At 70.7% G+C, this 19945-nt stretch carries 21 protein-coding genes; 4 read left to right on the top strand and 17 right to left on the bottom strand.

The window, feature by feature from the left end:
• Positions 1 to 124: 124 nt before the first annotated feature.
• The 4 genes from H9Y04_RS10620 (at position 125) to H9Y04_RS10605 (ending at position 3904) form a co-directional block, all read left to right on the top strand.
• On the top strand, positions 125 to 1648 hold the full coding sequence (locus tag H9Y04_RS10620) for a hypothetical protein (RefSeq protein ID WP_187813483.1): 1524 nt from the start codon (positions 125 to 127) through the stop codon (positions 1646 to 1648).
• A 61-nt stretch (positions 1649 to 1709) separates the two neighbouring features.
• Positions 1710 to 2906 carry a macrolide-inactivating glycosyltransferase gene (mgt, locus tag H9Y04_RS10615; protein ID WP_187813482.1) on the top strand — a complete coding sequence of 399 codons (1197 nt, stop codon included), beginning with the start codon at positions 1710 to 1712 and terminating at the stop codon, positions 2904 to 2906.
• A gap of 85 nt (positions 2907 to 2991) precedes the next feature.
• The gene (locus tag H9Y04_RS10610; protein WP_187813481.1) at positions 2992 to 3540 is read left to right on the top strand and encodes a DUF1697 domain-containing protein; all 549 of its coding nucleotides are present in this window, start codon (positions 2992 to 2994) and stop codon (positions 3538 to 3540) included.
• Positions 3533 to 3904 (top strand): nuclear transport factor 2 family protein, encoded by a 372-nt coding sequence (locus H9Y04_RS10605; RefSeq protein ID WP_187813480.1) that lies wholly within the window; start codon positions 3533 to 3535, stop codon positions 3902 to 3904. The genes H9Y04_RS10610 and H9Y04_RS10605 overlap by 8 nt, the downstream gene beginning before the upstream one ends.
• Here H9Y04_RS10605 and H9Y04_RS10600 read toward each other — a convergent pair.
• The 17 genes from H9Y04_RS10600 to H9Y04_RS10525 form a co-directional block, all read right to left on the bottom strand.
• Entirely contained in the window at positions 3888 to 4730 is an 843-nt protein-coding gene (locus H9Y04_RS10600; protein ID WP_187813479.1) for an aldo/keto reductase, read from the bottom strand. The genes H9Y04_RS10605 and H9Y04_RS10600 overlap by 17 nt on opposite strands.
• Positions 4727 to 5260 carry a GNAT family N-acetyltransferase gene (locus H9Y04_RS10595; protein ID WP_187813478.1) on the bottom strand — a complete coding sequence of 178 codons (534 nt, stop codon included), beginning with the start codon at positions 5258 to 5260 and terminating at the stop codon, positions 4727 to 4729. Before H9Y04_RS10595 ends, H9Y04_RS10600 begins: the two co-directional genes overlap by 4 nt.
• Before the next feature lie 111 nt (positions 5261 to 5371).
• Positions 5372 to 6130, bottom strand: coding sequence for a sirohydrochlorin chelatase (locus H9Y04_RS10590; RefSeq protein ID WP_187813477.1), 759 nt, complete (start codon positions 6128 to 6130; stop codon positions 5372 to 5374).
• A 5-nt stretch (positions 6131 to 6135) separates the two neighbouring features.
• Positions 6136 to 7038 carry an ABC transporter permease gene (locus H9Y04_RS10585; protein WP_187813476.1) on the bottom strand — a complete coding sequence of 301 codons (903 nt, stop codon included), beginning with the start codon at positions 7036 to 7038 and terminating at the stop codon, positions 6136 to 6138.
• Positions 7025 to 7825, bottom strand: coding sequence for an ABC transporter ATP-binding protein (locus tag H9Y04_RS10580; RefSeq protein ID WP_187813475.1), 801 nt, complete (start codon positions 7823 to 7825; stop codon positions 7025 to 7027). Before H9Y04_RS10580 ends, H9Y04_RS10585 begins: the two co-directional genes overlap by 14 nt.
• A 36-nt stretch (positions 7826 to 7861) precedes the next feature.
• Positions 7862 to 9001, bottom strand: a complete 1140-nt coding sequence (locus H9Y04_RS10575; RefSeq protein ID WP_187813474.1) for an aliphatic sulfonate ABC transporter substrate-binding protein — start codon at positions 8999 to 9001, stop codon at positions 7862 to 7864.
• A 229-nt stretch (positions 9002 to 9230) separates the two neighbouring features.
• Positions 9231 to 10592, bottom strand: coding sequence for a sulfate adenylyltransferase subunit 1 (locus tag H9Y04_RS10570; protein WP_187813473.1), 1362 nt, complete (start codon positions 10590 to 10592; stop codon positions 9231 to 9233).
• Complete coding sequence (gene cysD, locus H9Y04_RS10565; RefSeq protein ID WP_187813472.1) at positions 10593 to 11528, bottom strand: sulfate adenylyltransferase subunit CysD; 936 nt, start codon at positions 11526 to 11528, stop codon at positions 10593 to 10595.
• Positions 11525 to 12097, bottom strand: a complete 573-nt coding sequence (gene cysC / locus H9Y04_RS10560; RefSeq protein ID WP_187813471.1) for an adenylyl-sulfate kinase — start codon at positions 12095 to 12097, stop codon at positions 11525 to 11527. The genes cysD and cysC overlap by 4 nt, the downstream gene beginning before the upstream one ends.
• Entirely contained in the window at positions 12079 to 12789 is a 711-nt protein-coding gene (locus H9Y04_RS10555; protein ID WP_187813470.1) for a phosphoadenylyl-sulfate reductase, read from the bottom strand. The genes cysC and H9Y04_RS10555 overlap by 19 nt, the downstream gene beginning before the upstream one ends.
• Positions 12786 to 12965 (bottom strand): hypothetical protein, encoded by a 180-nt coding sequence (locus tag H9Y04_RS10550; protein ID WP_187813469.1) that lies wholly within the window; start codon positions 12963 to 12965, stop codon positions 12786 to 12788. Before H9Y04_RS10550 ends, H9Y04_RS10555 begins: the two co-directional genes overlap by 4 nt.
• Positions 12962 to 14659, bottom strand: a complete 1698-nt coding sequence (locus H9Y04_RS10545; RefSeq protein WP_187813468.1) for a nitrite/sulfite reductase — start codon at positions 14657 to 14659, stop codon at positions 12962 to 12964. The genes H9Y04_RS10550 and H9Y04_RS10545 overlap by 4 nt, the downstream gene beginning before the upstream one ends.
• 122 nt (positions 14660 to 14781) lie before the next feature.
• On the bottom strand, positions 14782 to 14865 hold the full coding sequence (locus H9Y04_RS48430) for a putative leader peptide (protein WP_368858431.1): 84 nt from the start codon (positions 14863 to 14865) through the stop codon (positions 14782 to 14784).
• 119 nt (positions 14866 to 14984) lie between these two features.
• Positions 14985 to 15581: a GNAT family N-acetyltransferase gene (locus H9Y04_RS10540; protein WP_187813467.1), complete on the bottom strand. Its 597-nt coding sequence runs from the start codon at positions 15579 to 15581 to the stop codon at positions 14985 to 14987.
• A 120-nt stretch (positions 15582 to 15701) separates the two neighbouring features.
• Positions 15702 to 16994: a GAF domain-containing protein gene (locus H9Y04_RS10535; RefSeq protein ID WP_438818094.1), complete on the bottom strand. Its 1293-nt coding sequence runs from the start codon at positions 16992 to 16994 to the stop codon at positions 15702 to 15704.
• A 289-nt stretch (positions 16995 to 17283) separates the two neighbouring features.
• On the bottom strand, positions 17284 to 18930 hold the full coding sequence (locus tag H9Y04_RS10530) for an acyl-CoA dehydrogenase family protein (protein WP_187813466.1): 1647 nt from the start codon (positions 18928 to 18930) through the stop codon (positions 17284 to 17286).
• Between the two features lie 93 nt (positions 18931 to 19023).
• A complete protein-coding gene (locus tag H9Y04_RS10525; RefSeq protein WP_187813465.1) occupies positions 19024 to 19923 on the bottom strand; it encodes a hypothetical protein in 900 nt (299 codons plus the stop codon).
• Positions 19924 to 19945 lie beyond the last annotated feature (22 nt).

The raw sequence follows: 19945 nt of genomic DNA, 5'->3' as shown, positions 1-19945 counted from the left end.
AGGGGCACTCGCGAGACGCGGTCGTCGGGCATCGGACCCGCGGCGCACGGGGGCGAGGCGGTCTCGGGGAAGTGCTGGCACGTCCCCGCGCCGCGCTTCCCCCAGACCGCCTAGGAGGCGCGCGATGACGGATGCCGAGCGGGGCCGGTGGGAGTTCGATCCGCAGGGCGCGACCGATCCGCTCGCCCGTGACCGGCTGATCGGCGCGATACGGGACAGCGGTGTGCGGGAGGTGATCGTGCTCGCCCACGGCTGGAACAACGATCCCGGCACGGCCGCGGAGTTCGATGCGCGCTTCTTCCGGCTCGTACGGGAAGCGGCCCCCGGCACCCGGATCGCCGAGGTGGGCGTGCGCTGGCCGGCGATGCGGTTCCTGGACGAGTCCGCGCCGCACATCCCCGAGGAGCGGCGCCGTGCGGCGCGCGACGCGCTGCCCGCCCTCGACGCGTCCACTGCGCGCGCCCTGGCGGCGGCGTTTCCCGACAGCGGCGACGTCGTGCACGACCTGCGCGATCTCCTGGCCGGGCAGTCCGCCGGCGGTCTCGCCCTCGACGACTTCGGCACGTTCCTGCGCCGCCTCGTGGAGCTGCGCCTTACCGACGCCCGCGCCGAGTTCGCCTCGGACGCCGAGCGCGATCTGCTGCCGCAGCACGATCCGGTGATGCTCTTCGACGACACCGCCGGTGTGTGCGGCGAGTTCGCGGCCGCGCTCGACGAGGCGCGCGAGGCCGCCGAGGCCACCCATCACCGGCCCGAACGCACCGAGGAGCACAGCGAGGAGGAGGCCGCCGATGTCTCGCGCCACGGCACCCACGCCGAGTCCGCGCTCCTCGGCCCGCGCGCCGCGGACGCGCCCAGCCCCCGCCTGGAGCAGTCCGGACCGGTGCAGACGGCAGGCGGCTTCGGTTCGGGAGGCGACGCGGGCGGGTTCGAGTCGGGTGCCGCGTCCGACGGCTTCGGCGTCGACCAGCCCACCGCCGGACGCGGCGAGCTGTGGCGCGGAGCGCATGAACTCCTGCGCCAGGCCGTCGGACACACCTTCCGCCGCCGGGCGGGCGTCATCGGTACGTACGGTCTCGCGCCCGTGCTCGCACGGCTCGTCGACAACGTGCCCGGTGTGCGCATCCACCTGGTGGGGCACGGCTTCGGGGCCCGCCTCGTCGCGTACGCGCTGCGCAACCAGCCCGAGGGTTCCCGCACCGTCGCCTCGATGGTGCTGCTCCAACCCGCCCTGTCCCACTTCGCGTTCGCCGATCACATGCCCCACCAGATGCGGGGCGGCGGCGCCCTGGCCGGGTCCGAGCAGCGACTGACGGGGCCGATCCTGTGCTGCTACTCGCACCACGATCTCGAACTCGGTCTGATGCACCCGCTCGCCACCCGCATGATCGGCGACTCGGCCTCGCTGTCGGGCATCGACCGCAAGTGGGGCGCGCTCGGCCACGGCGGAGCCCAGGCGACGGCGACTTTCGGCGCCATGGGCCTCGCCGAGCTGCTGCGGGAGGGGACGGGCGAGCAGCAGTGCCTCAACGTCGACGTCTCCGATGTCGTACGGGAAGGAGATCCGCCGGCCGGTGCGCACAACGACGTGTTCCACCCGGAGCTGGCCCGTCTCGTCGTGCGGGCGGCGGGGATCGGCGGGAGCTGACCGGCGAGGACCGATCCGAAATTGATTGCACGAGACGTCTCGTCTCGTCTAAGGTGATCGCATGACGCCTCACAAGCCCGCCCACATCGCCATGTTCTCCATCGCCGCATCCGGGCATGTGAACCCCAGCCTGGAAGTGATCCGCGAGCTGGTCGCCCGCGGTCACCGCGTCACGTACGCGATTCCCCAGTCCTTCGCCGAGAAGGTCGCCGCCGTCGGCGCCGAGCCGAAGATCTGGACCTCGACCCTGCCCACCGACGAGGACCCGGACGCCTGGGGCACCGAGCTGATCGACAACATCGAGCCGTTCCTGAGCGACGCGCTGCAGGCCCTTCCCCAGCTCGAAGCGCTCTACGAGGGCGACGAGCCGGACCTCGTCCTCTACGACATCACCGCGTACCCGGCCCGGATCCTGGCGCACCGCTGGGGCGTGCCGATCGTGCAGTTCTCGCCGAACCTCGTGGCCTGGAAGGGATACGAGGAGGAGGTCGGCAAGCCGCTTTTCGACCCGCTGAAGGAGACGGAGCGCGGCAAGGCCTTCTTCGACACCTTCGCCGGATGGATCGCCGGCAACGGCATGGACCTCTCGGTCGAGAACTTCATGGGCCGCCCCGACCGCTGCCTCGTGGTGATCCCCAAGGCGCTCCAGCCGAACGCCGACCGCGTCGACGAGTCGGTGTACACCTTCGTCGGCGCCTGCCAGGGCGAACGCGCCGAAGGGGAGTGGACCCGGCCCGCGGACGCCGAGAAGGTGCTGCTCGTGTCGCTCGGCTCGACCTTCACCAAGCAGCCCGGCTTCTACCGCGAGTGCGTCAAGGCCTTCGGCGATCTGCCCGGCTGGCATGTCGTGCTGCAGATCGGCAAGCATGTCGACCCCGTCGAGCTGGGCGGGATCCCGGCGAACATCGAGGTCCACACCTGGGTGCCGCAGCTCGCGATCCTGCGTCAGGCGGACGCCTTCATCACGCACGCCGGGGCCGGCGGCAGCCAGGAGGGACTCGCCACCGCCACCCCGATGATCGCGGTGCCGCAGGCGGTCGACCAGTTCGGCAACGCCGACATGCTCCAGGCGCTGGGCGTCGCCCGGCACATCCCGACCGAGGAGGCCACCGCCGAGGTGCTGCGCGAGGCCGTGCTCACCCTCGCCGCGGACCCGGAAGTCGCCCGCAGGCTGGCCGATCTGCAGACGCAGACGGCCGCGGAGGGCGGCACGAAGCGCGCGGCCGACCTGATCGAGGCGGAGCTGCGCGGCAACTGACCGGCGGGCCGGGCTCGGCGGTCACTGACCGCGACTGCCCCCTCAGGGCCCCGGGACTGTCAGTCCCGGGGCTTATCGTCGGGGCATGACGAAGACATACGCGGCGCTGCTGCGCGGCATCAATGTCGGCGGCCACGCCAAGGTCCCCATGGCCGAGCTGCGCACCCTGCTCACGGGCCTCGGATACGGAGAGGTCCGTACGCATCTGCAGAGCGGCAACGCGGTCTTCGCGAGCCCCCAGGGCGATGAGCGGACCCTCGCCGCGGAGATCTCGAAGGCCATCGAGCGGCACTTCGGCTTCCCCGTGGACTGTCTGGTCCGCGACCACGCGTATCTCAACGCCGTGGCAGAGGCCTGCCCCTTCCCGGCCGCCGATCTGGAGCCCAAGCAGCTCCACATCACGTATCTCTCCGCACAGCCGGAGCCCGGGCGGTATGCGGAGATCGAGCAGAAGGACTTCCTGCCGGAGGAGTTCCGCCTGGGCGACCGCTGCCTCTATCTCTACGCACCCGACGGTCTCGGCCGCTCCAAGCTCGGGGAAATCCTGTCGCGGCCGCGGATGACGAAGGGCATGATCGCGACCACGCGCAACTGGAACACCGTCACGAAACTTGTGGAGCTCACCTGTGACTGAGAGCACGACCGCCGTGGAGCGGGTCATCGAGGGCGAACTGCGTCTGCTGGACCTGGAGGGCCGCCGCGACCCCGAGGTGTTCGAGGCCCTGCTGCACGAGGAGTTCACGGAGTTCGGCGCGTCGGGCCGGATCTGGGACCGGGCGTCGATGGTCGCGGCACTCCACGAGAACGGCCTCCACGAGGGGGTGCCGATCATCGCGTCGAACATGAGCGGCGTCCAGCTCGCCGAGGACCTGGTGCAGCTCACCTTCGACACCGACAGCAACGGGCGGTGCGCCCACCGCAGTTCCCTGTGGCGGCTCACCGCAAAGGGCTGGCAGCTCTGGTTCCATCAGGCCACGTTGTTCACCCCTGAGAGCTGAGCCGCGCCATCTCCTCCGCGCTCAGCCGTACCGCCCCCGCGTCGAGGTTCTCCTCCAGATGCGCGAGCGTGCCCGTGCCGGGTGTCGGGCACAGGACGGGGGAGTGGTGCAGGAGCCAGGCCAGGGCGATCTGGCCGGGCGTCGCGTCATGGGCCCGCGCCACCGCTGCGCACACCGGGTCCTCGGTCAACGTCCCGTTGCCCAGCGGGAACCAGGGCAGGAATGCGATGCCGTGCCGCTCGCACAGCTTCAGGAGCGCGTCCGAGGACCGGTCCTGGAGGTTGTAGCGGTTCTGGACCGAGGCGATCGGGACGATGTCCAGTTCGAGTGCCCGCGTCAGGTCCTCGGCGGTGATCGTGTCCAGGCCGACGTGCCGGATCTTTCCCTCCGCCCGCAGTTCGGCGAGCGCCCCGAGCTGGTCGGCGAGCGTGACCTCGGGGTCGAGCCGGTGCAGCTGGTAGAGGTCGATACGGTCCACCCGCAGCCGGCGCAGACTCGCCTCGCACATCGCGCGCAGTGTGGAAGGCCGTCCGTCGACGTGCCAGGCACTCGAACTGGTCCGCACCACACCACCCTTGGTGGCGATCACCACGTCCGCGGGATACGGGTGGAGGGCCTCGGCGACCAGTTCCTCCGCGACCGCGGGGCCGTAGTTGTCCGCCGTGTCGATCAGCGTCACACCCCGCTCGACCGCCCGCCGCAGCACCGCCACCGCATCGGCGGCCGGACCGCGCGGCCCCCAGTAGCCGGGGCCGGTCAGCTGGGCGGTCCCGTAGCCGAGCCGTCGTACGTCCAGGTCACCGCCGAGCAGGAAATGATCGATCATGCGGGGACGCTATCGGACCCTGTCCGGTGCGTGAGCAGCTGGGTGGTGCTGCCGTCGTCCTCGCGGACGTCCTTGGTGTGCACGAAGCCGATCTTCTTGAGCAGCTTGAGCGAGCGGGCGTTCTCCGCGTTCACCGTCGCGTGCACCTCGGCGAGGCCCAGTTCCTCGTGCCCGTACGCGGTGAGCGCCGCGGCCAGTTCCGTGCCGAAGCCCTGGCCCCAGCTGTCCGCCGTGAGGCCGTAGACGATCTCGTGTCCCTTCAGCCAGGACTCGGGGGAGGGCTTGATCTCCGCGTGGCCGATATAGCGGCCCTCGTGGCGGACCGCCCAGACCGGGAAGCGGTCCTCGGCGTAGATCATGCTGAAGATCCGGCCGAACAGGGCGCGGTCCTCGGCGGCCGGACGCCGCTCGGGGCCGTCCCAGAACCACTGTCCGGACGCCCTGTCCTGGAAGAGGCTCACGAAGTCGCCTTCATCGGCTGGGACATACGGGGACAAGACCAGGCGTTCGGTACGCAGTTCAGGAGTCACCTGGCCGACGCTAGGCAAACCGTCGCGTCTCGGCAACCAGGTTCCGGACAAGTCGTCTCAGGCGGTGGGCACCGCCGGTCCGTCTCAGGCGGTGGGCACACCCGGTTCGGCTCACGCCGTGAGCGCAGGCAGCCGCAGGGGGAGCGCCGCCCCGCACTCGTCGTACCGGGCGAGCAGCAGCCGCGCCACCTCGGGTGCGGGCCCGAGCACATCGGCCAGGACGTCCGCGCCCGCCTCGCGCGCACCCCGCGCGATCCGGTCCGGCAGAAAGCCGGGCGCGAGGACGTACGGCGCGACGGCGATGCGCTGTATGCCCTCGGCGCGCAGCTCCCGTACGGCCTGTTCCGTACGGGGATGAGATGCGGAGGCGAACGCAGGCCGCACGGCACACCAACCGGTGCGCCGCCACTCCCGCGCGATTTCTGCGATCACTGCGATCGCCTCCGGGTCCGAAGAGCCCGCCGAGGCCAGGACGACCCCGGTCGAGCCGCGTTCACCGGGGCGCACCCCGGCTTCGTAAAGCCGTCGCTCGAGCGCCGCGATCAGGAGCGGCGACGGGCCGAGCACGGCCGCCTGCCGTATCCGCAGGCCCGGCAGCCGGACGGCCGCCTCGTGCAGGACGGCGGGGATGTCGGCCTTCGCGTGGAAGGCGTGGGTGAGCAGCAGCGGAAGCGCCACGACATCCCGTACACCGTCGGCGGCGAGGCGCTCCAACACCTGAGGAACAGAAGGGGCGTTGAAGTCCAGGAACCCGGTCTCCACGCGCAGCCCGGGGCGCTGCGCCCGCACCCGCTGGACGAGGGCGTGCACGGTCTCGGCATGGCGCGGGTCGCGGCTGCCGTGGGCGATGACGAGAAGAGCCGGGCGCATGGGGATCAGCTCTTGGCGAGGAGGCCGCGGCTGCGCAGGACGCGGCGTTCGATGGGGGCGAAGAGCAGCAGCTCGATGCCGATGCCGACCACGAGGATCAGCAGGATCGCGCTGAGCACCCAGGACATGTCCTGCAGTTCACGGCCCTGTTCCAGGAGTTGGCCGAGTCCGACGCCCAAGTCGGCGGCGTTCACGATCAGTTCGGCCGCCATCAGGGAGCGCCAGGAGAAGGCCCAGCCCTGCTTGAGGCCCGCGATGTAGCCGGGCAGGGCCGCGGGCAGGAGGACATGGCGTACGCCGTTGAATCCGGTCGCGCCGATCACGCGGCCCGCCCGCAGGTAGAGCGGTGGCACCTGGTCGACGCCGGCCACCAGGCCGTTGGCGATCGACGGGACGGCGCCCAGCAGCACCACCGCGTAGATGGTGGCGTCGCTCAGACCGAACCAGATGATCGCGGCCGGCACCCAGGCCACCGAGGGCAGGGACTGCAGACCGGACAGGATCGGCCCGATCGCCGCCCGTACGACCTTGACGCGGGCCACGATCAGACCCAGCGGCGTACCGATCGCGACGGAGATCAGGAAACCGAGGGCGCCGCGGGACAGCGAGGTCCACACGTAGTCGAGCAGGGTGCCTTCGAGCCACTTCTCCTGCAGGGTGCGGCCCACGTCGGCAGGGCTCGGGAGCAGATAGTGCTCCTTGACCTTGAAGTGGTACGCGAGCTGCCACAGGAGCAGCACCAGGCCGATCGCCACGATCGGCGGCAGCGCCTTGGAGAGCAGCTTGCGGCCGAACGCGGTGCGCTGGGCGGTCTGCGTCTCCAGGGCGTCGAGGCCCGCCTCCAGGCCGGCGAGGTCGCCGCCTTCCTTCGTGTCCGGTGTGTGGGACGTGGTCTCAGTGCTGGCCATGTCGGCGGATCTCCCCCCGCAGTTGTTCGGTGATCTCGACCGAGAGGTCGGCGACCGCGCTGTCCTCGATCCGGCGCGGCTGCGGGATGTCGACCTCCCACTCGCGGGCGATGCGCCCGGGACGCGAGGAGAGCAGGACGACGCGCTCCGCCAGCCTCACCGCCTCGCGCACGTTGTGCGTGACGAACAGGACCGAGAGCTGCGTCTCACGCCAGATACGGGTGAGCTCGTCGTGCAGCACGTCACGCGTGATGGCATCGAGCGCGGCGAACGGCTCGTCCATCAGGAGCAGTTGGCTGTCCTGCGCGATCGCGCGGGCCATCGCCACGCGCTGGCGCATACCGCCGGACAGCTCGTGCACGCGCTTGCCGTACGCGCCCTTGAGACGGACCAGTTCGAGCAGCCGCTCGGCCTCGTCGCGGCGCTCGGACTTCGCGAGTCCGCGCATCTTCAGGGCGAGTTCGATGTTCTTGCCCGCGGTGAGCCACGGGAACAGGGCGTGCTCCTGGAACATCAGGGCGGGCCGCCCGCCCGGCACCTCGATCTCGCCCGCGGACGGCTTGTCGAGGCCCGCGACGAGGTTGAGCAGCGTGGACTTGCCGCAGCCGGAGGCCCCCAGGAGCGTGACGAACTCGCCCGGCGCGACATCGATCGTGATGTCGTCGAGCACCAGCTGCTGGGCGCCCGGCCGGCCGAAGGACTTGGAGACATGAGAGATCCGCGCTGCGTACGAGCCGTCGACCGCTGTCGACTTGTCCACCGCGGTCTCGGTGAGCGTGGCTGCCATGACCGTCACCTCCTGGGGGTCTGTGTGCGGATGGGGTTACTTGGCGCCGAGACCGGCGTCGTCGACCGAGGGCTTGCCCGCGGCGCTCAGTACCTTGTTCAGCGGCCCCAGGTCGTAGATGCCGTCGAGCAGCGGGTCCTTGAGCAGTCCGGCCTTGACCGCGTGCCGCGCCTCGTCGCGCAGGGTCGAGGCCAGCGGGTCGTCGAGGAACTCGACGTTCTTGAAGGCCGGATCGAGCACGTTCGCGGGCAGCGGCTTGCCGGTCTCCTTGTCCAGTACGGAGTTGATGGCCTTCTTGGCCTCGTCCGGGTTCTCGTTGATCCACGCGTTGGTGTTCACCGAGCCGCGCAGGACCGCCTCGACGACCTTCGGGTGCTTCTCCAGGAACTCCTGGCGGACGATGATGTTCGTGATCACGAACTTGCCGTCGTCCCAGAGCTCACGCTCGTCGAGCAGCACCTTGCCGCCGTCGGCCACCAGCTTCGACGCGGTGGGCTCGGGCACCCAGGCGCCGTCGATGTCACCGTTCTTGAAGGCGATCGGGGTGACCTTGTTGTCCGTACGGGCGATGTTCACATCGCCCTTGCCGCTGGTCGCGTCGACCTTGTAGCCCTTCTCGGCAAGGTAGTTGAGGAGCGCGACGTCCTGGGTGTTGCCCAGCTGCGGGGCCGCGATCGTCTTGCCCTCGAGATCGTTGAGCGACTTGATCTTCTTGGGGTTCACCACCAGCGAGACACCGCCGGACGCGGAGCCCGAGATGATGCGCAGGCTCTTGCCGCCGGACTTGGTGTAGCCGTTGATGGACGGCGAGGGGCCGATCCAGCCGATGTCGATGGCGCCGGAGTTGAGCGCCTCGATCTCGGCGGGGCCCGCGTTGAAGACCTGGGGCTTGACCTTGGTGCCGCCCAGTTCCTTCTGGATCAGACCGCCGTCGCCGAGACCGACGAGCGCGGTGCCGTGGGTGACGTTGGCGAAGTACCCGATCCTGACTTCGGAGAGTCCCTCGATGGCCTTGCCCTGGGCGACGGGGGAGGTCTTGTCGCCCTCGTCCTCGGCCTTGGAGCCGTATCCGCAGGCGGTGACGGCGAGCAGCGGAAGCGTGATCGCGGCGACGGCGATCCGCTGGCGCGCGGTGTCACGGGCGGAACTGGCGGAGCTGGAACTGGTGGCAGGCACGGGAGGTGATTCCTCTCGGAGGCCCGGTTCCTACGTCCCCCTGAAGTGCGGGTACGCGGCCGGGAGTTCGGCGGGTCTTCGTCTGTGGCGTACGGGGAAAGCAGCGGCGCGCAGGGTGCGCGTACAGGTCAGCGCGCACATCGCGCGACACCCCCGGTCCCTGCGCCCAGGGCGCCGCTGCCGACTCGGCCGCCCTCCTTCGCGAAGGTCGCGTACACATCGATGGCCATCAGAAATCCCAACCCTCTTCGTCAGGGGCGGACTCGGTCTCGGGCTCGGCCTCCGCGGACTGCGCGAACGCCTCGCCGGACATGCCGGCCGCGAGCGTCGTCCCGTCCGCCGGGTCGATCAGGAGGAAGGACCCCGTGCGCCGCGAGTCGGCGTACGAGTCGAGTGCGAGCGGTTCGGCGGTGCGGACCTTCACGCGGCCGATGTCGTTGGCGACCAGCTGCCCGGGCTCCGGGTGCTGGGAGAGGTCGTCGAGCGTGAGGCGCGACGGGATCTCCTTGACGATCGCCTTGACCGTACGGGTGGTGTGCTTGAGCAGGACGCGCTGGCCGACGGTCAGCGGCTGGTCGGCCACATGGCAGACCGTCGCCTCGATGTCCTGGCTGGTGGCCGGGGCGTCATGGGCGGGCACGATCAGGTCGCCGCGCGAGATGTCGATGTCGTCCTCAAGGAGGAGCGTCACCGACTGCGGGGTCCACGCCACGTCCACGCTCTTGCCGAGCAGATCGATCCCGGCGATCTTCGAACTCCGGCCCGAGGGAAGGACCTTGATCTCCTCGCCGACCCGGAAGGTGCCGGCCGCGATCTGTCCCGCGTACCCCCGGTAGTCCGGGTGCTCGGCGGTCTGCGGCCGGATGACGACCTGGATGGGGAAGCGGGCGTGGCAGGTGGCCAGGTCGTGGCTGACCGGGACCGTCTCCAGGTGCTCCAGGAAGGTGGGGCCCGGGTACCAGTCCATGTGCGCGGAGGGTTCCACGACGTTGTCGCCGGCGAGCGCGGAGATCGGGATCGCGGTGATCTCCGGGACGCCGAGCTCCTTGGCGTACGTGGTGAACTCCTCGGCGATGGCGGCGAAGACGGACTCCTCGTAGCCGACGAGGTCCATCTTGTTCACCGCGAGCACCACGTGCGGGACGCGCAGGAGCGCGGCGATCGCGGCGTGCCGGCGGGTCTGCTCGACGACCCCGTTGCGGGCGTCGACCAGGATCACCGTGAGCTCGGCGGTGGAGGCGCCGGTCACCATGTTCCGGGTGTACTGCACGTGTCCGGGGGTGTCGGCCAGGATGAACCGGCGCTGGGCGGTGGCGAAGTAGCGGTAGGCCACGTCGATGGTGATGCCCTGCTCGCGCTCCGCGCGCAGCCCGTCCGTGAGCAGCGCCAGGTCGGGTGCGTCCTGGCCGCGGCTCGCGGAGACCCGCTCCACGGCCTCCAGCTGGTCGGTGAGGACCGACTTGGAGTCGTGCAGGAGCCGTCCCACGAGGGTGGACTTGCCGTCGTCGACCGAGCCCGCCGTCGCGAAACGGAGCAGCGTGGTCGCCGAGAGGCCGTCGATGTCGGTCAACTGACCGGTGGTGCTTGACATTTAGAAGTACCCCTCGCGCTTACGGTCTTCCATCGCGGCCTCGGACAGCTTGTCGTCGGCGCGGGTGGCCCCTCGTTCGGTGAGCCTGGACGCGGCGATCTCGGTGATCACGGCTTCGAGCGTGGTGGCGTCCGAGTCCACGGCGCCGGTGCAGGACATGTCGCCGACGGTGCGGTAGCGCACCAGGCGCGTCACGACCGGCTCGTTATCCTTCGGGCCGCCCCACTCGCCCGCGGTCAGCCACATGCCGGAGCGCGAGAACACCTCGCGCTCGTGCGCGAAGTAGATCTCCGGCAGCTCGATGCCCTCCCGGGCGATGTACTGCCACACGTCCAGCTCGGTCCAGTTGGACAGCGGGAACACGCGCACATGCTCGCCCGCCGCGTGCCGGCCGTTGTACAGGTTCCACAGCTCGGGGCGCTGGCGGCGCGGGTCCCACTGCGAGAACTCGTCGCGCAGCGAGAACACCCGCTCCTTGGCGCGCGCCTTCTCCTCGTCGCGGCGCCCGCCGCCGAAGACCGCGTCGAACTTCTCCGCCTGGATCTTCTCCGTCAGCGGCACGGTCTGCAGCGGGTTGCGCGTCCCGTCCGGGCGCTCCTTGAGCACACCGCGGTCGATGTAGTCCTGTACGGAGGCCACATGCAGCCGCAGGCCGTGCTGGGCCACGACACGGTCGCGGTACTCGATGACCTCGGGGAAGTTGTGCCCGGTGTCCACGTGGAGGAGCGAGAAGGGGACCGCCGCCGGCGCGAAGGCCTTGAGCGCCAGGTGCAGCATGACGATCGAGTCCTTGCCGCCGGAGAACAGGATCACCGGCCGCTCGAACTCACCCGCCACCTCACGGAAGATGTGCACCGCCTCGGATTCCAGGGCGTCCAGATGCGACAGCGCATACGGGCTGTCGGTCTCCTCGCTCACGGAAGCAACCGTCGTCACGCCAGGCCCCTCTCTCGCAGCAGCCCCAGAAGGGCCGCGGCCGACTCCGCCACCGACTGCTCATGCGCCTCGATCCGCAGATCGGGCGACTCCGGCTCCTCGTACGGGTCGTCGACGCCGGTCAGACCGGCGATCTCGCCGGCCGCCTGCTTGGCGTAGAGGCCCTTCACATCGCGCTCCGAGCACACCTCGACGGGCGTGGCGACATACACTTCGAGGTACGCCGTGCCCTCCTTCTGGTGGCGCTTGCGGACGGCCTCGCGGCTCTCCGCGTACGGCGCGATCACCGGCACGAGCACCAGCACGCCGTGCGAGGCGAGCAGTTCGGCGACGAAGCCGATGCGCTGCACGTTGGTGTCGCGGTCCTCGCGGCTGAAGCCGAGGCCCGCCGAGAGGAACTCGCGTATCTCGTCCCCGTCGAGCACCTCGACCCGGTGGCCTGCCGGGCGGAGCAGCCCGGCCAGCTCGTAGGCGAGCGTGGTCTTGCCGGCGCTCGGCAGACCGGTGAGCCAAACGGTGGCCCCAGTCACGTCGTTGTCTCCCACAGTCGTCATCCGTGCAGCCCGCATTCCGTCTTGTTCCGCCCGGCCCAGCGGCCCGAGCGCGCGTCCTCGCCCTCGGCGACCCGGAAGGTGCAGGGCGCGCAGCCGATCGACGGATAGCCGTCCATCAGAAGCGGATTGGTCAGTACGCCGTGCTCCGCGATGTACGCGTCGACATCGGCCTGGGTCCAGCGGGCGATCGGCGAGATCTTGACCTTCTGCCGCTTGGCGTCCCAGCCGACCACCGGGGTGTTCGCCCGGGTCGGGGACTCGTCGCGGCGCAGGCCCGTCGCCCAGGCCTGGTACGACGTCAGGCCCTGCTCGAGGGGCTTGACCTTGCGCAGCGCGCAGCACAGGTCGGGGTCGCGGTCGTGCAGCTTGGGGCCGTACTCGGCGTCCTGCTCGGCCACGGTCTGCACGGGCGTGAGCGTGATGAGGTTGACGTCCATCACCGCGCCCACCGCGTCCGCCGTGCCGATGGTCTCGGGGAAGTGGTAGCCCGTGTCCAGGAACACCACGTCCACACCGGGCAGCGCCCGCGAGGCGAGGTGCGCGACCACCGCGTCCTCCATGGACGAGGTGACGCAGAAGCGGGGACCGAAGGTCTCGGCGGCCCACTTGAGGATGTCGAGCGCGGACGCGTCCTCCAGGTCGCGTCCCGCCTGCTCGGCGAGGGACTGCAGTTCTTCGGCGGTTCGCTCGGCCTGAGCGGTCGTCATATGTCTTCGCCTCCACCGTCGTTGCGCTGAACGCCCCGGGCGAGGAGCCCGAGGAACTTCAGCTGGAAGGCCCGGTTGCACGCCGCGCATTCCCACGCGCCGTGCCCGGTCTCGTTGGGGCGCAGGTCCTCGTCCCCGCAGTAGGGGCAGTAGAAGGGCGCGGCTCGCTCGCTCATGACAGGGACTCCTCGGAGGCACGGGCCGCCCAGGTGGCGAAGCGCTCACCCTCCTCGCGCTCCTCCTGGAACTTGGTGAGCACGCGCTCCACGTAGTCGGGAAGCTCCTCCGAAGTGACCTTCAGACCACGGACCTTGCGGCCGAAACCGGCGTCGAGGCCGAGCGCGCCGCCGAGGTGCACCTGGAAGCCCTCGACCTGCTCGCCCTGGTCGTTGAGGACCAGCTGGCCCTTGAGACCGATGTCCGCGACCTGGATACGGGCGCAGGCGTTGGGGCAGCCGTTGATGTTGATGGTGATCGGGTGGTCGAACTCGGGGATGCGGCGCTCGAGTTCGTCGATCAGGGAGGCACCACGCGCCTTGGTCTCGACGATCGCCAGCTTGCAGAACTCGATGCCCGTGCAGGCCATCGTGCCGCGCCGGAACGGCGAGGGGGTGACCTTCAGATCCAGGGCCTCCAGGGCGGAGACCAGGGAGTCGACCTGGTCCTGCTCGATGTCGAGCACGATCATCTTCTGCTCGGCGGTGGTACGGAGGCGGCCCGAGCCGTGGGCCTCCGCGACCTCCGCGATCTTGGTGAGGGTGGTCCCGTCCACGCGGCCGACGCGCGGCGCGAAGCCCACGTAGAAGCGGCCGTCCTTCTGCCGGTGCACACCGAGGTGGTCGCGCCAGGTACCCACGGGCTGCTCGGGGGCGGGCCCGTCGATCAGGGGACGCTTGAGGTACTCGTCCTCCAGGATCTGCCGGAACTTCTCCGCACCCCAGTCCGCGAGCAGGAACTTCAGCCGGGCCCGGGTGCGCAGCCGGCGGTAGCCGTAGTCGCGGAAGATGCCGATGACACCGCCGTACACATCCGGCACCTCGTCCAGCGGCACCCACGCGCCGAGCCGCTGGCCCAGCTTCGGGTTGGTGGACAGACCGCCGCCGACCCAGAGGTCGAAACCGGGGCCGTGCTCGGGGTGGTCGACGCCCACGAACGCGATGTCGTTGATCTCGTGCGCCACATCGAGCTGGGGCGAACCGGAGACCGCGGACTTGAACTTGCGGGGCAGGTTGGAGAAGTCCGGGTTGCCGATGAAGCGGCGCTGGATCTCGTCGATGGCGGGGGTGCCGTCGATGATCTCGTCGGCGGCGATCCCGGCGACGGGGGAGCCGAGGATGACACGGGGCGTGTCACCGCAGGCCTCGGTCGTCGACAGGCCGACGGCCTCCAGGCGGTTCCAGATCTCGGGCACGTCCTCGATCCGGATCCAGTGGTACTGGACGTTCTGCCGGTCCGTGATGTCGGCGGTGCCGCGCGCGAACTCCTGGGAGATCTCGCCGATCACCCGCAGCTGCTCGGTGGTCAGCCGGCCGCCGTCGATGCGGACGCGCAGCATGAAGTACTTGTCGTCCAGCTCCTCCGGCTCCAGGATGGCCGTCTTTCCGCCATCGATACCGGGCTTGCGCTGGGTGTACAGACCCCACCAGCGCATACGGCCGCGCAGGTCATTGGGGTCGATCGAGTCGAAACCCCGCTTGGAGTAGATCGTCTCAATGCGTGTCCGCACATTGAGACCGTCGTCGTCCTTCTTGAACTGCTCGTTCCCGTTGAGCGGTGTGAAGTGACCGACGGCCCACTGTCCCTCGCCGCGGTGGCGTCCCGTCTTGCGGCGTGGCGATGCGGGGGCGGGCTTCTCGGGGGTGGCGGCCATGGCGATACGTCCTTCGGGCAGCGGAATGCGGCTCTGACCTGCGGATGCGCAGCGCTGAGCTCGGCAGGGCGCAGGGGAATCGGAAAGAAAGGGGTCTCGGCGGGGGCTGAGCGGTGAGGCGGTCAGCAGGCCGGACAGATGGCGCTGGACATGCGGCAGAGATCGACGTGCCGTCGACTCACCAGGGCATTGCCAGCTCGATTCATGGGGGAAGCGTGGCACGGGACTTTGGACCTGGTCCAGCTTCGTCCAATATGCGGACGGCGTTGTCCCGGATGGTGAGACACTGTGGCGGGGGTCACGCCCCCGCCCGTGAGCTGCGGCTTCAGCGGTCGGCGGGGGAGGCCGCCGGGGTCGGGAAAGCGCCGGGCCAGGGCCCGGGCGTCGGCAGGTCGGGCTGCTCCTCGACCTTGGTGTCGCAGAGCCGGAAGCCGCGCTTCTGATAGTTGGCCATCGCGTGCTCCCCGTCCAGATCGCAGGTGTGCAGCCACACCCGCTTGGTCGGCTCCCGGTCGGGCCAGCGCTCGGCGAGGTCCCAGGCGCGCGCGATCCCGTACGTGAGGAGGGGGCCGCCGATGCGCCGGCCGCGGAACGCGGGGATCAGACCGAAGTAGACGATCTCCACGACGCCGTCGGCCTGGGCGTCCAGCTCGACGTAGCCGGCCGGCGTGCCGTTCTCGTACGCGACCCAGGTCTCGGCGCCCGGCCGCTCCACCGCCTCCTGCCACTGCGCGTAAGTCCAGCCGAGCCGGTCGAGCCAGTGGATGTCGCCGCCGACGGAGGTGTAGAGGAACCGGCTGAACTCCGGCGAGGGCACCTCGGCGCGCTCGATCCGTACGCCCGGCGGGAACTCGGCGGCGGGGGAGAGGTCGTCCGGCGAGGTCTGTTCGAGGGACCAGGTGGTCACGGTGATGCTGCTCATGGCGGACAGCGAATCATGGGCCCGGCCGCCTTCCCAAACGGTCCCGGGGCCAAGCCCCGTGGGCTCCTCACCTGCGGCCCGTTCCCTGCGCGTCCTGGTTCCGTCCTCGACGCGCGCGGCTCAGCCCCGTTCCCCTCTCCGCGCCCGCACCACGGTGCTCGCAAGGGACTGCGGCAGCAGGTCCGCGGGGTCCTGCGGCAGGATCACCCGTACGTCGGTGCCCTCGCGGAAACGGTACGGCCGCCCGTCGAGCAGCCCCGCCAGATAGCGCCGTACCCGGGACAGCTCGGCGCGTACGGTCACCGCGCGGCCCGCGTCCCCGAACAGCTCCCCGGCCAGCGCGGAGGCCGTACGGCCCGCGGGTGCGACCGCGAGCAGATAGAGCAACTCGGCGTGCCGCGGCGTCAGTTCGTGGGTCCAGCTGCCCGCCTCGCCGCTCACCGAGACCGTCGGATGGCGCGGACTGCTCAGATCCAGGACCACGACCGCCGAGGCCCCGGCCGTCGTCCCGTCGGTGTCGTCGGGCCGCAGCAGCCACCCGCCCGGCAGCGGATCGACCTGGCAGGAGCCCAGCGAAGGCAGCCAGGTCCGGCCGGGCCCGAACGACTTGGGCAGGGCGAGCCGGCCGGTCGGCGCCATGCCGGTGACGGCGGCGGTCCAGCCGTTGCCGTCCACGACGACCGCACGGCCGGGTATCCCGGCGAGCAGCGGTACCGCGGTGGTGCGCAGCCGGTCCAGTGTGCTCAGGTGACGGGTGCGCAGCTCGGCCTCGGCGAGCCGGGTCACCGAGTTCACCAGGGCGAGCGTCGCCGGGTGCATCGTGTCGAGCGGCCCGCTCACATCGACCACGCCGATGAGACGGCCGTCCCGGGGATCGGTCACCGGGGAGCCCGCGCAGGTCCAGTTGTGGTGGGTGCGGACGAAATGCTCGGCCGAGAACACCTGGACGGGCCGGCGCGCCACCAGCGGCGTACCGACACCGTTGGTGCCGACCATGGACTCCCGCCAGTCCGCGCCCAGTTCGAAGCCGTGGCTGTCCGCCATCCGCAGCACGGCGGGCGCGCCCTCGCGCCACAGGATCCGGCCCTCCGTGTCCGCGACGACCATGATGTGCTGCGCCGCGTCCGCGATGGAGACCAGGCCGCGGCGCAGCTCGGGGAGCACCTCGGCGAGCGGTGACGTACGGCGCCGCTCCTCCAGTTCCTCCAGGCTGAGCAGCCGCGCCCGTACATCGCGGTCCGGGTCGACGCCCCGGCGCAGCACCCGGCTCCAGGACTCCTCGATCACCGGGCGCGGGTCGACCGGCGGCCGGTGTCCGGAGAGTGCGGCGTCCCGTACACCCTTGAGCAGCCGGGCGGCCCTGACGGAATCCATCGCCGCCATACCGACCAGGTCTGTCGCTGCCTTTGTCACCGGAGCCCTCCCACAACGCCAGTGCGCATCGTGCTTCACCCATCGTCTCGCCGTTCCCCCCGAACAGGGGTATCCCGGGCGAGATGCACGAGACGATGCAACCCCTTGCAACTCTCGCGAACAAGCGCGCGGTTGACCGAAAATGAACCGGCCGCCGCTTCTGCGGCGTTCATGCCCTCCTGACTTGCGGGGCTATGAGGGCGGGGGTGGTGCCGTGTCGGCGCAGCACCACCCCCGTCACTTCAACTGTCGTGCCAGGTCAGGGGCTCATGTTTCCTTCGCGCGGCCCTCAGTGGACGGGCCGCGCACGGTCGACCACCGCCGCCAGGTCCAAGGTGTGCGGCAGCGTCCCGAACGACGTTCCCCAGTCGCCGCCGAGACGTGACGCGCAGTACGCCTCCTCCACGTACGACGGAGCGAACCGTACGAGCAGCGAGCCCTGCAGGACGACGGCCATCCGTTCCACGAGCCGGCGTGCGCGTGCCTCGATACCGCTCAGATCGGCGAGTTCGGTGAGCAGCGCTTTGATCGCCGCGTCCAGGCGGTGGTCGGCACCGCGGGCGCGCCCCACCTCGCGCAGGAAGGCGTCGAACGCCGCCGGTTCGCGCTGCAGCACCCGCAGGACGTCGAGCGCCTGCACGTTTCCGGCGCCCTCCCAAAGGGAGTTGAGCGGTGATTCCCTCAGCAGTCGGGGCATACCGGACTCCTCGACGTACCCGTTGCCGCCCAGACATTCGAGCGCCTCCGCCACGAGCGGCGTACACCGCTTGGTCACCCAGTACTTGGCGACTGGCAGCGCAAGACGTAGGAACGCCCGCTCCCGTTCGTCGCCTTCGCCGTAGGCGGCGTCGTACGCGGCGGCGAGCCGCAGCGCGAGTGTGGTCGCCGCCTCGGACTCGACCGCGAGATCGGCGAGCACATTGCGCATCAGCGGCTTCTCGATCAGGACCCCGCCGAACGCGCTGCGGTACGAGGTGTGATGCACCGCCTGGACCACGGCCTGCCGCATCAGCGCCGCCGAGCCGGTCACGCAGTCCAGCCGGGTCGCCGAGACCATCTCGATGATGGTTCGCACCCCGCGCCCCTCCTCGCCGACCCTGCGCGCCCACGTCCCGGCGAACTCCACCTCGCCGGACGCGTTGGACCGGTTGCCCAGCTTGTCCTTGAGCCGCTGGATCGCGAACGGGTTGCGCGTGCCGTCCTCGAGGACGCGCGGCACCAGGAAGCAGGTAAGCCCGCCCGGTGCCTGGGCGAGGACCAGAAAGGCATCGGACATGGGCGCGGAGCAGAACCATTTGTGCCCGGTCAGGGCATACGTGCCCTCCTCCGCAAGGGCCTCGGCCCGCGTCGTGTTGGCGCGTACGTCGCTGCCGCCCTGCTTCTCCGTCATGCCCATCCCGAACAGCGCACCGGCCTTCTGCGCCACGGGCCTGAGCCCCTGGTCGTAGACGAGCGAGGTGAGCTTCGGCTCCCACGCGGCCGCGAGCGCGGGATCGGTGCGCAGCGCGGGCACCGCCGCATGGGTCATCGACAGCGGACAGCCGTGCCCGGCCTCGACCTGCGTCCACACCAGGAAGCCGGCGGCCCGCCGCAGATGGCCGTGCTCCCGCGTCCAGGCCGCGGTCAGTCCCGCGCCGACGCCCTTCGCGAGCAGCCGGTGCCAGGCCGGATGGAACTCCACCTCGTCGATCCGGTGCCCGTACCGGTCGTGCGTGAGCAGCCGCGGCGGATTGCGGTCCGCCTGTACGCCCCACTCCTGGGCCTGCGCCGAACCGGCCGCGCGCCCGAGCCCGCTCAGCTCCTCCCGTACGGAGTCCCGCAGGCCTTCGGGGAGATGCCGGGCCACGCCCTCGGTGAGGGCATGGTCGGCGGCGAACACGTCATGGCCGACCAGCGGCTCCGGCTGGTTGGTGACGGCGTGGGTGGATGCGTTCATGCGGCCACGGTAGAGAGTGCGCGGGCCGCGGGGGAACTGTCACCGTGCGGGCTGCGGGGGATCCGTCACGGTGCGGGGCGCTGCCCCGACCTGTCACGGTGCGGGGCGCTGCCCCACGCGGTGGCCGGTCTGGAAGAGCAGCCGGGTCGTGTCCCCGTCGAGTTCGGCGGCGGCCCCGCTGTCCGCACCGGCGGCGAGCGCGGCCAGATGCGTCCTGACGGCGCGCACCGTGGTGCGCAGCGCGGAGTCCGCGGCCCGGTACGAGGGGCTGCCTCCGGCGAAACCGCCGAGCAGATTGTCCAGCTCCTCGAGCTCGCTCTCGCACGCGGCCTGCTGCGTCGCGAGCGTTGCCGGGTCCGTCTCGCCGCCGAGCACACTCCCCGCGAACTCGCCGACCGGGGCCAGGGCTTCGGACACGGCGGTGACCAGGGTGAAGTTCTGTGTGTAGTGCTTCTTGGCCTGGCCCTTGGGCACCCGCGGCGCCTCGGCCACCGGGACGGCCTGCTGCGCGGCGGCGTCGAGCCCCAGCTCCGCACTGGTGCCGACCATGAAGGCACCGACGTCGGTGCTGAGGTCCGCGGCGGCCTGCTCGGTGCCTGCGTCGTCCGTCGCCGCGACCAGGCGGTCGAGATGGCCCTTGAGGGAGTCGACGCGCGCCTTGCGGTCCGGCCCGGGCGTCGCGCCGGTGCCCTTGCCCGGCGCCCGGGCGAGGAACTTGTCCAGGCCGGCGTGGCCCGCGGTCTGCTTGCCGTGCAGCCTGTCCTTGTTCTTCTCGCCGCGCAGCACCGTCCCGGCGGCGTCCCCGACGGTGACGAGGGCCGCCGAGGCGTCGGTGAGCAGAGCGAAGTGCTCGGTCAGCACCGCGTCGCGAGCGGTGCGTTCGGGCAGGGTGACATCGGGGACGGCGGTGAACCCGGTCGTCACCGTGGCACAGAGGAGGGCGCCGGCCGTGGCCGCGCACAGAGTGGCTCTCTTGGGCATGGTCTTGGTCATGCGGCAAAGTTCGAACGCGCGC

It is taken from the genome of Streptomyces polyasparticus (genome assembly GCF_014493765.1).
GTDB lineage: Bacteria > Actinomycetota > Actinomycetes > Streptomycetales > Streptomycetaceae > Streptomyces > Streptomyces polyasparticus.
This window is presented reverse-complemented; position numbering and strand designations above follow the sequence as displayed.

Coding starts and splice junctions, on each gene's coding strand:
- H9Y04_RS10545 (WP_187813468.1), bottom strand. CDS start 14,659: ATGGCCGCCACCCCCGAGAAGCCCGCCCCCGCATCGCCACGCCGCAAG.
- H9Y04_RS10590 (WP_187813477.1), bottom strand. CDS start 6,130: ATGCGCCCGGCTCTTCTCGTCATCGCCCACGGCAGCCGCGACCCGCGC.
- mgt (WP_187813482.1), top strand. CDS start 1,710: ATGACGCCTCACAAGCCCGCCCACATCGCCATGTTCTCCATCGCCGCA.
- H9Y04_RS10620 (WP_187813483.1), top strand. CDS start 125: ATGACGGATGCCGAGCGGGGCCGGTGGGAGTTCGATCCGCAGGGCGCG.
- H9Y04_RS10540 (WP_187813467.1), bottom strand. CDS start 15,581: ATGAGCAGCATCACCGTGACCACCTGGTCCCTCGAACAGACCTCGCCG.
- H9Y04_RS48430 (WP_368858431.1), bottom strand. CDS start 14,865: ATGAATCGAGCTGGCAATGCCCTGGTGAGTCGACGGCACGTCGATCTC.
- H9Y04_RS10585 (WP_187813476.1), bottom strand. CDS start 7,038: ATGGCCAGCACTGAGACCACGTCCCACACACCGGACACGAAGGAAGGC.
- H9Y04_RS10570 (WP_187813473.1), bottom strand. CDS start 10,592: ATGTCAAGCACCACCGGTCAGTTGACCGACATCGACGGCCTCTCGGCG.
- cysC (WP_187813471.1), bottom strand. CDS start 12,097: ATGCGGGCTGCACGGATGACGACTGTGGGAGACAACGACGTGACTGGG.
- H9Y04_RS10610 (WP_187813481.1), top strand. CDS start 2,992: ATGACGAAGACATACGCGGCGCTGCTGCGCGGCATCAATGTCGGCGGC.
- H9Y04_RS10530 (WP_187813466.1), bottom strand. CDS start 18,930: ATGAACGCATCCACCCACGCCGTCACCAACCAGCCGGAGCCGCTGGTC.
- H9Y04_RS10550 (WP_187813469.1), bottom strand. CDS start 12,965: ATGAGCGAGCGAGCCGCGCCCTTCTACTGCCCCTACTGCGGGGACGAG.
- H9Y04_RS10580 (WP_187813475.1), bottom strand. CDS start 7,825: ATGGCAGCCACGCTCACCGAGACCGCGGTGGACAAGTCGACAGCGGTC.
- H9Y04_RS10600 (WP_187813479.1), bottom strand. CDS start 4,730: ATGATCGATCATTTCCTGCTCGGCGGTGACCTGGACGTACGACGGCTC.
- H9Y04_RS10525 (WP_187813465.1), bottom strand. CDS start 19,923: ATGACCAAGACCATGCCCAAGAGAGCCACTCTGTGCGCGGCCACGGCC.
- H9Y04_RS10555 (WP_187813470.1), bottom strand. CDS start 12,789: ATGACGACCGCTCAGGCCGAGCGAACCGCCGAAGAACTGCAGTCCCTC.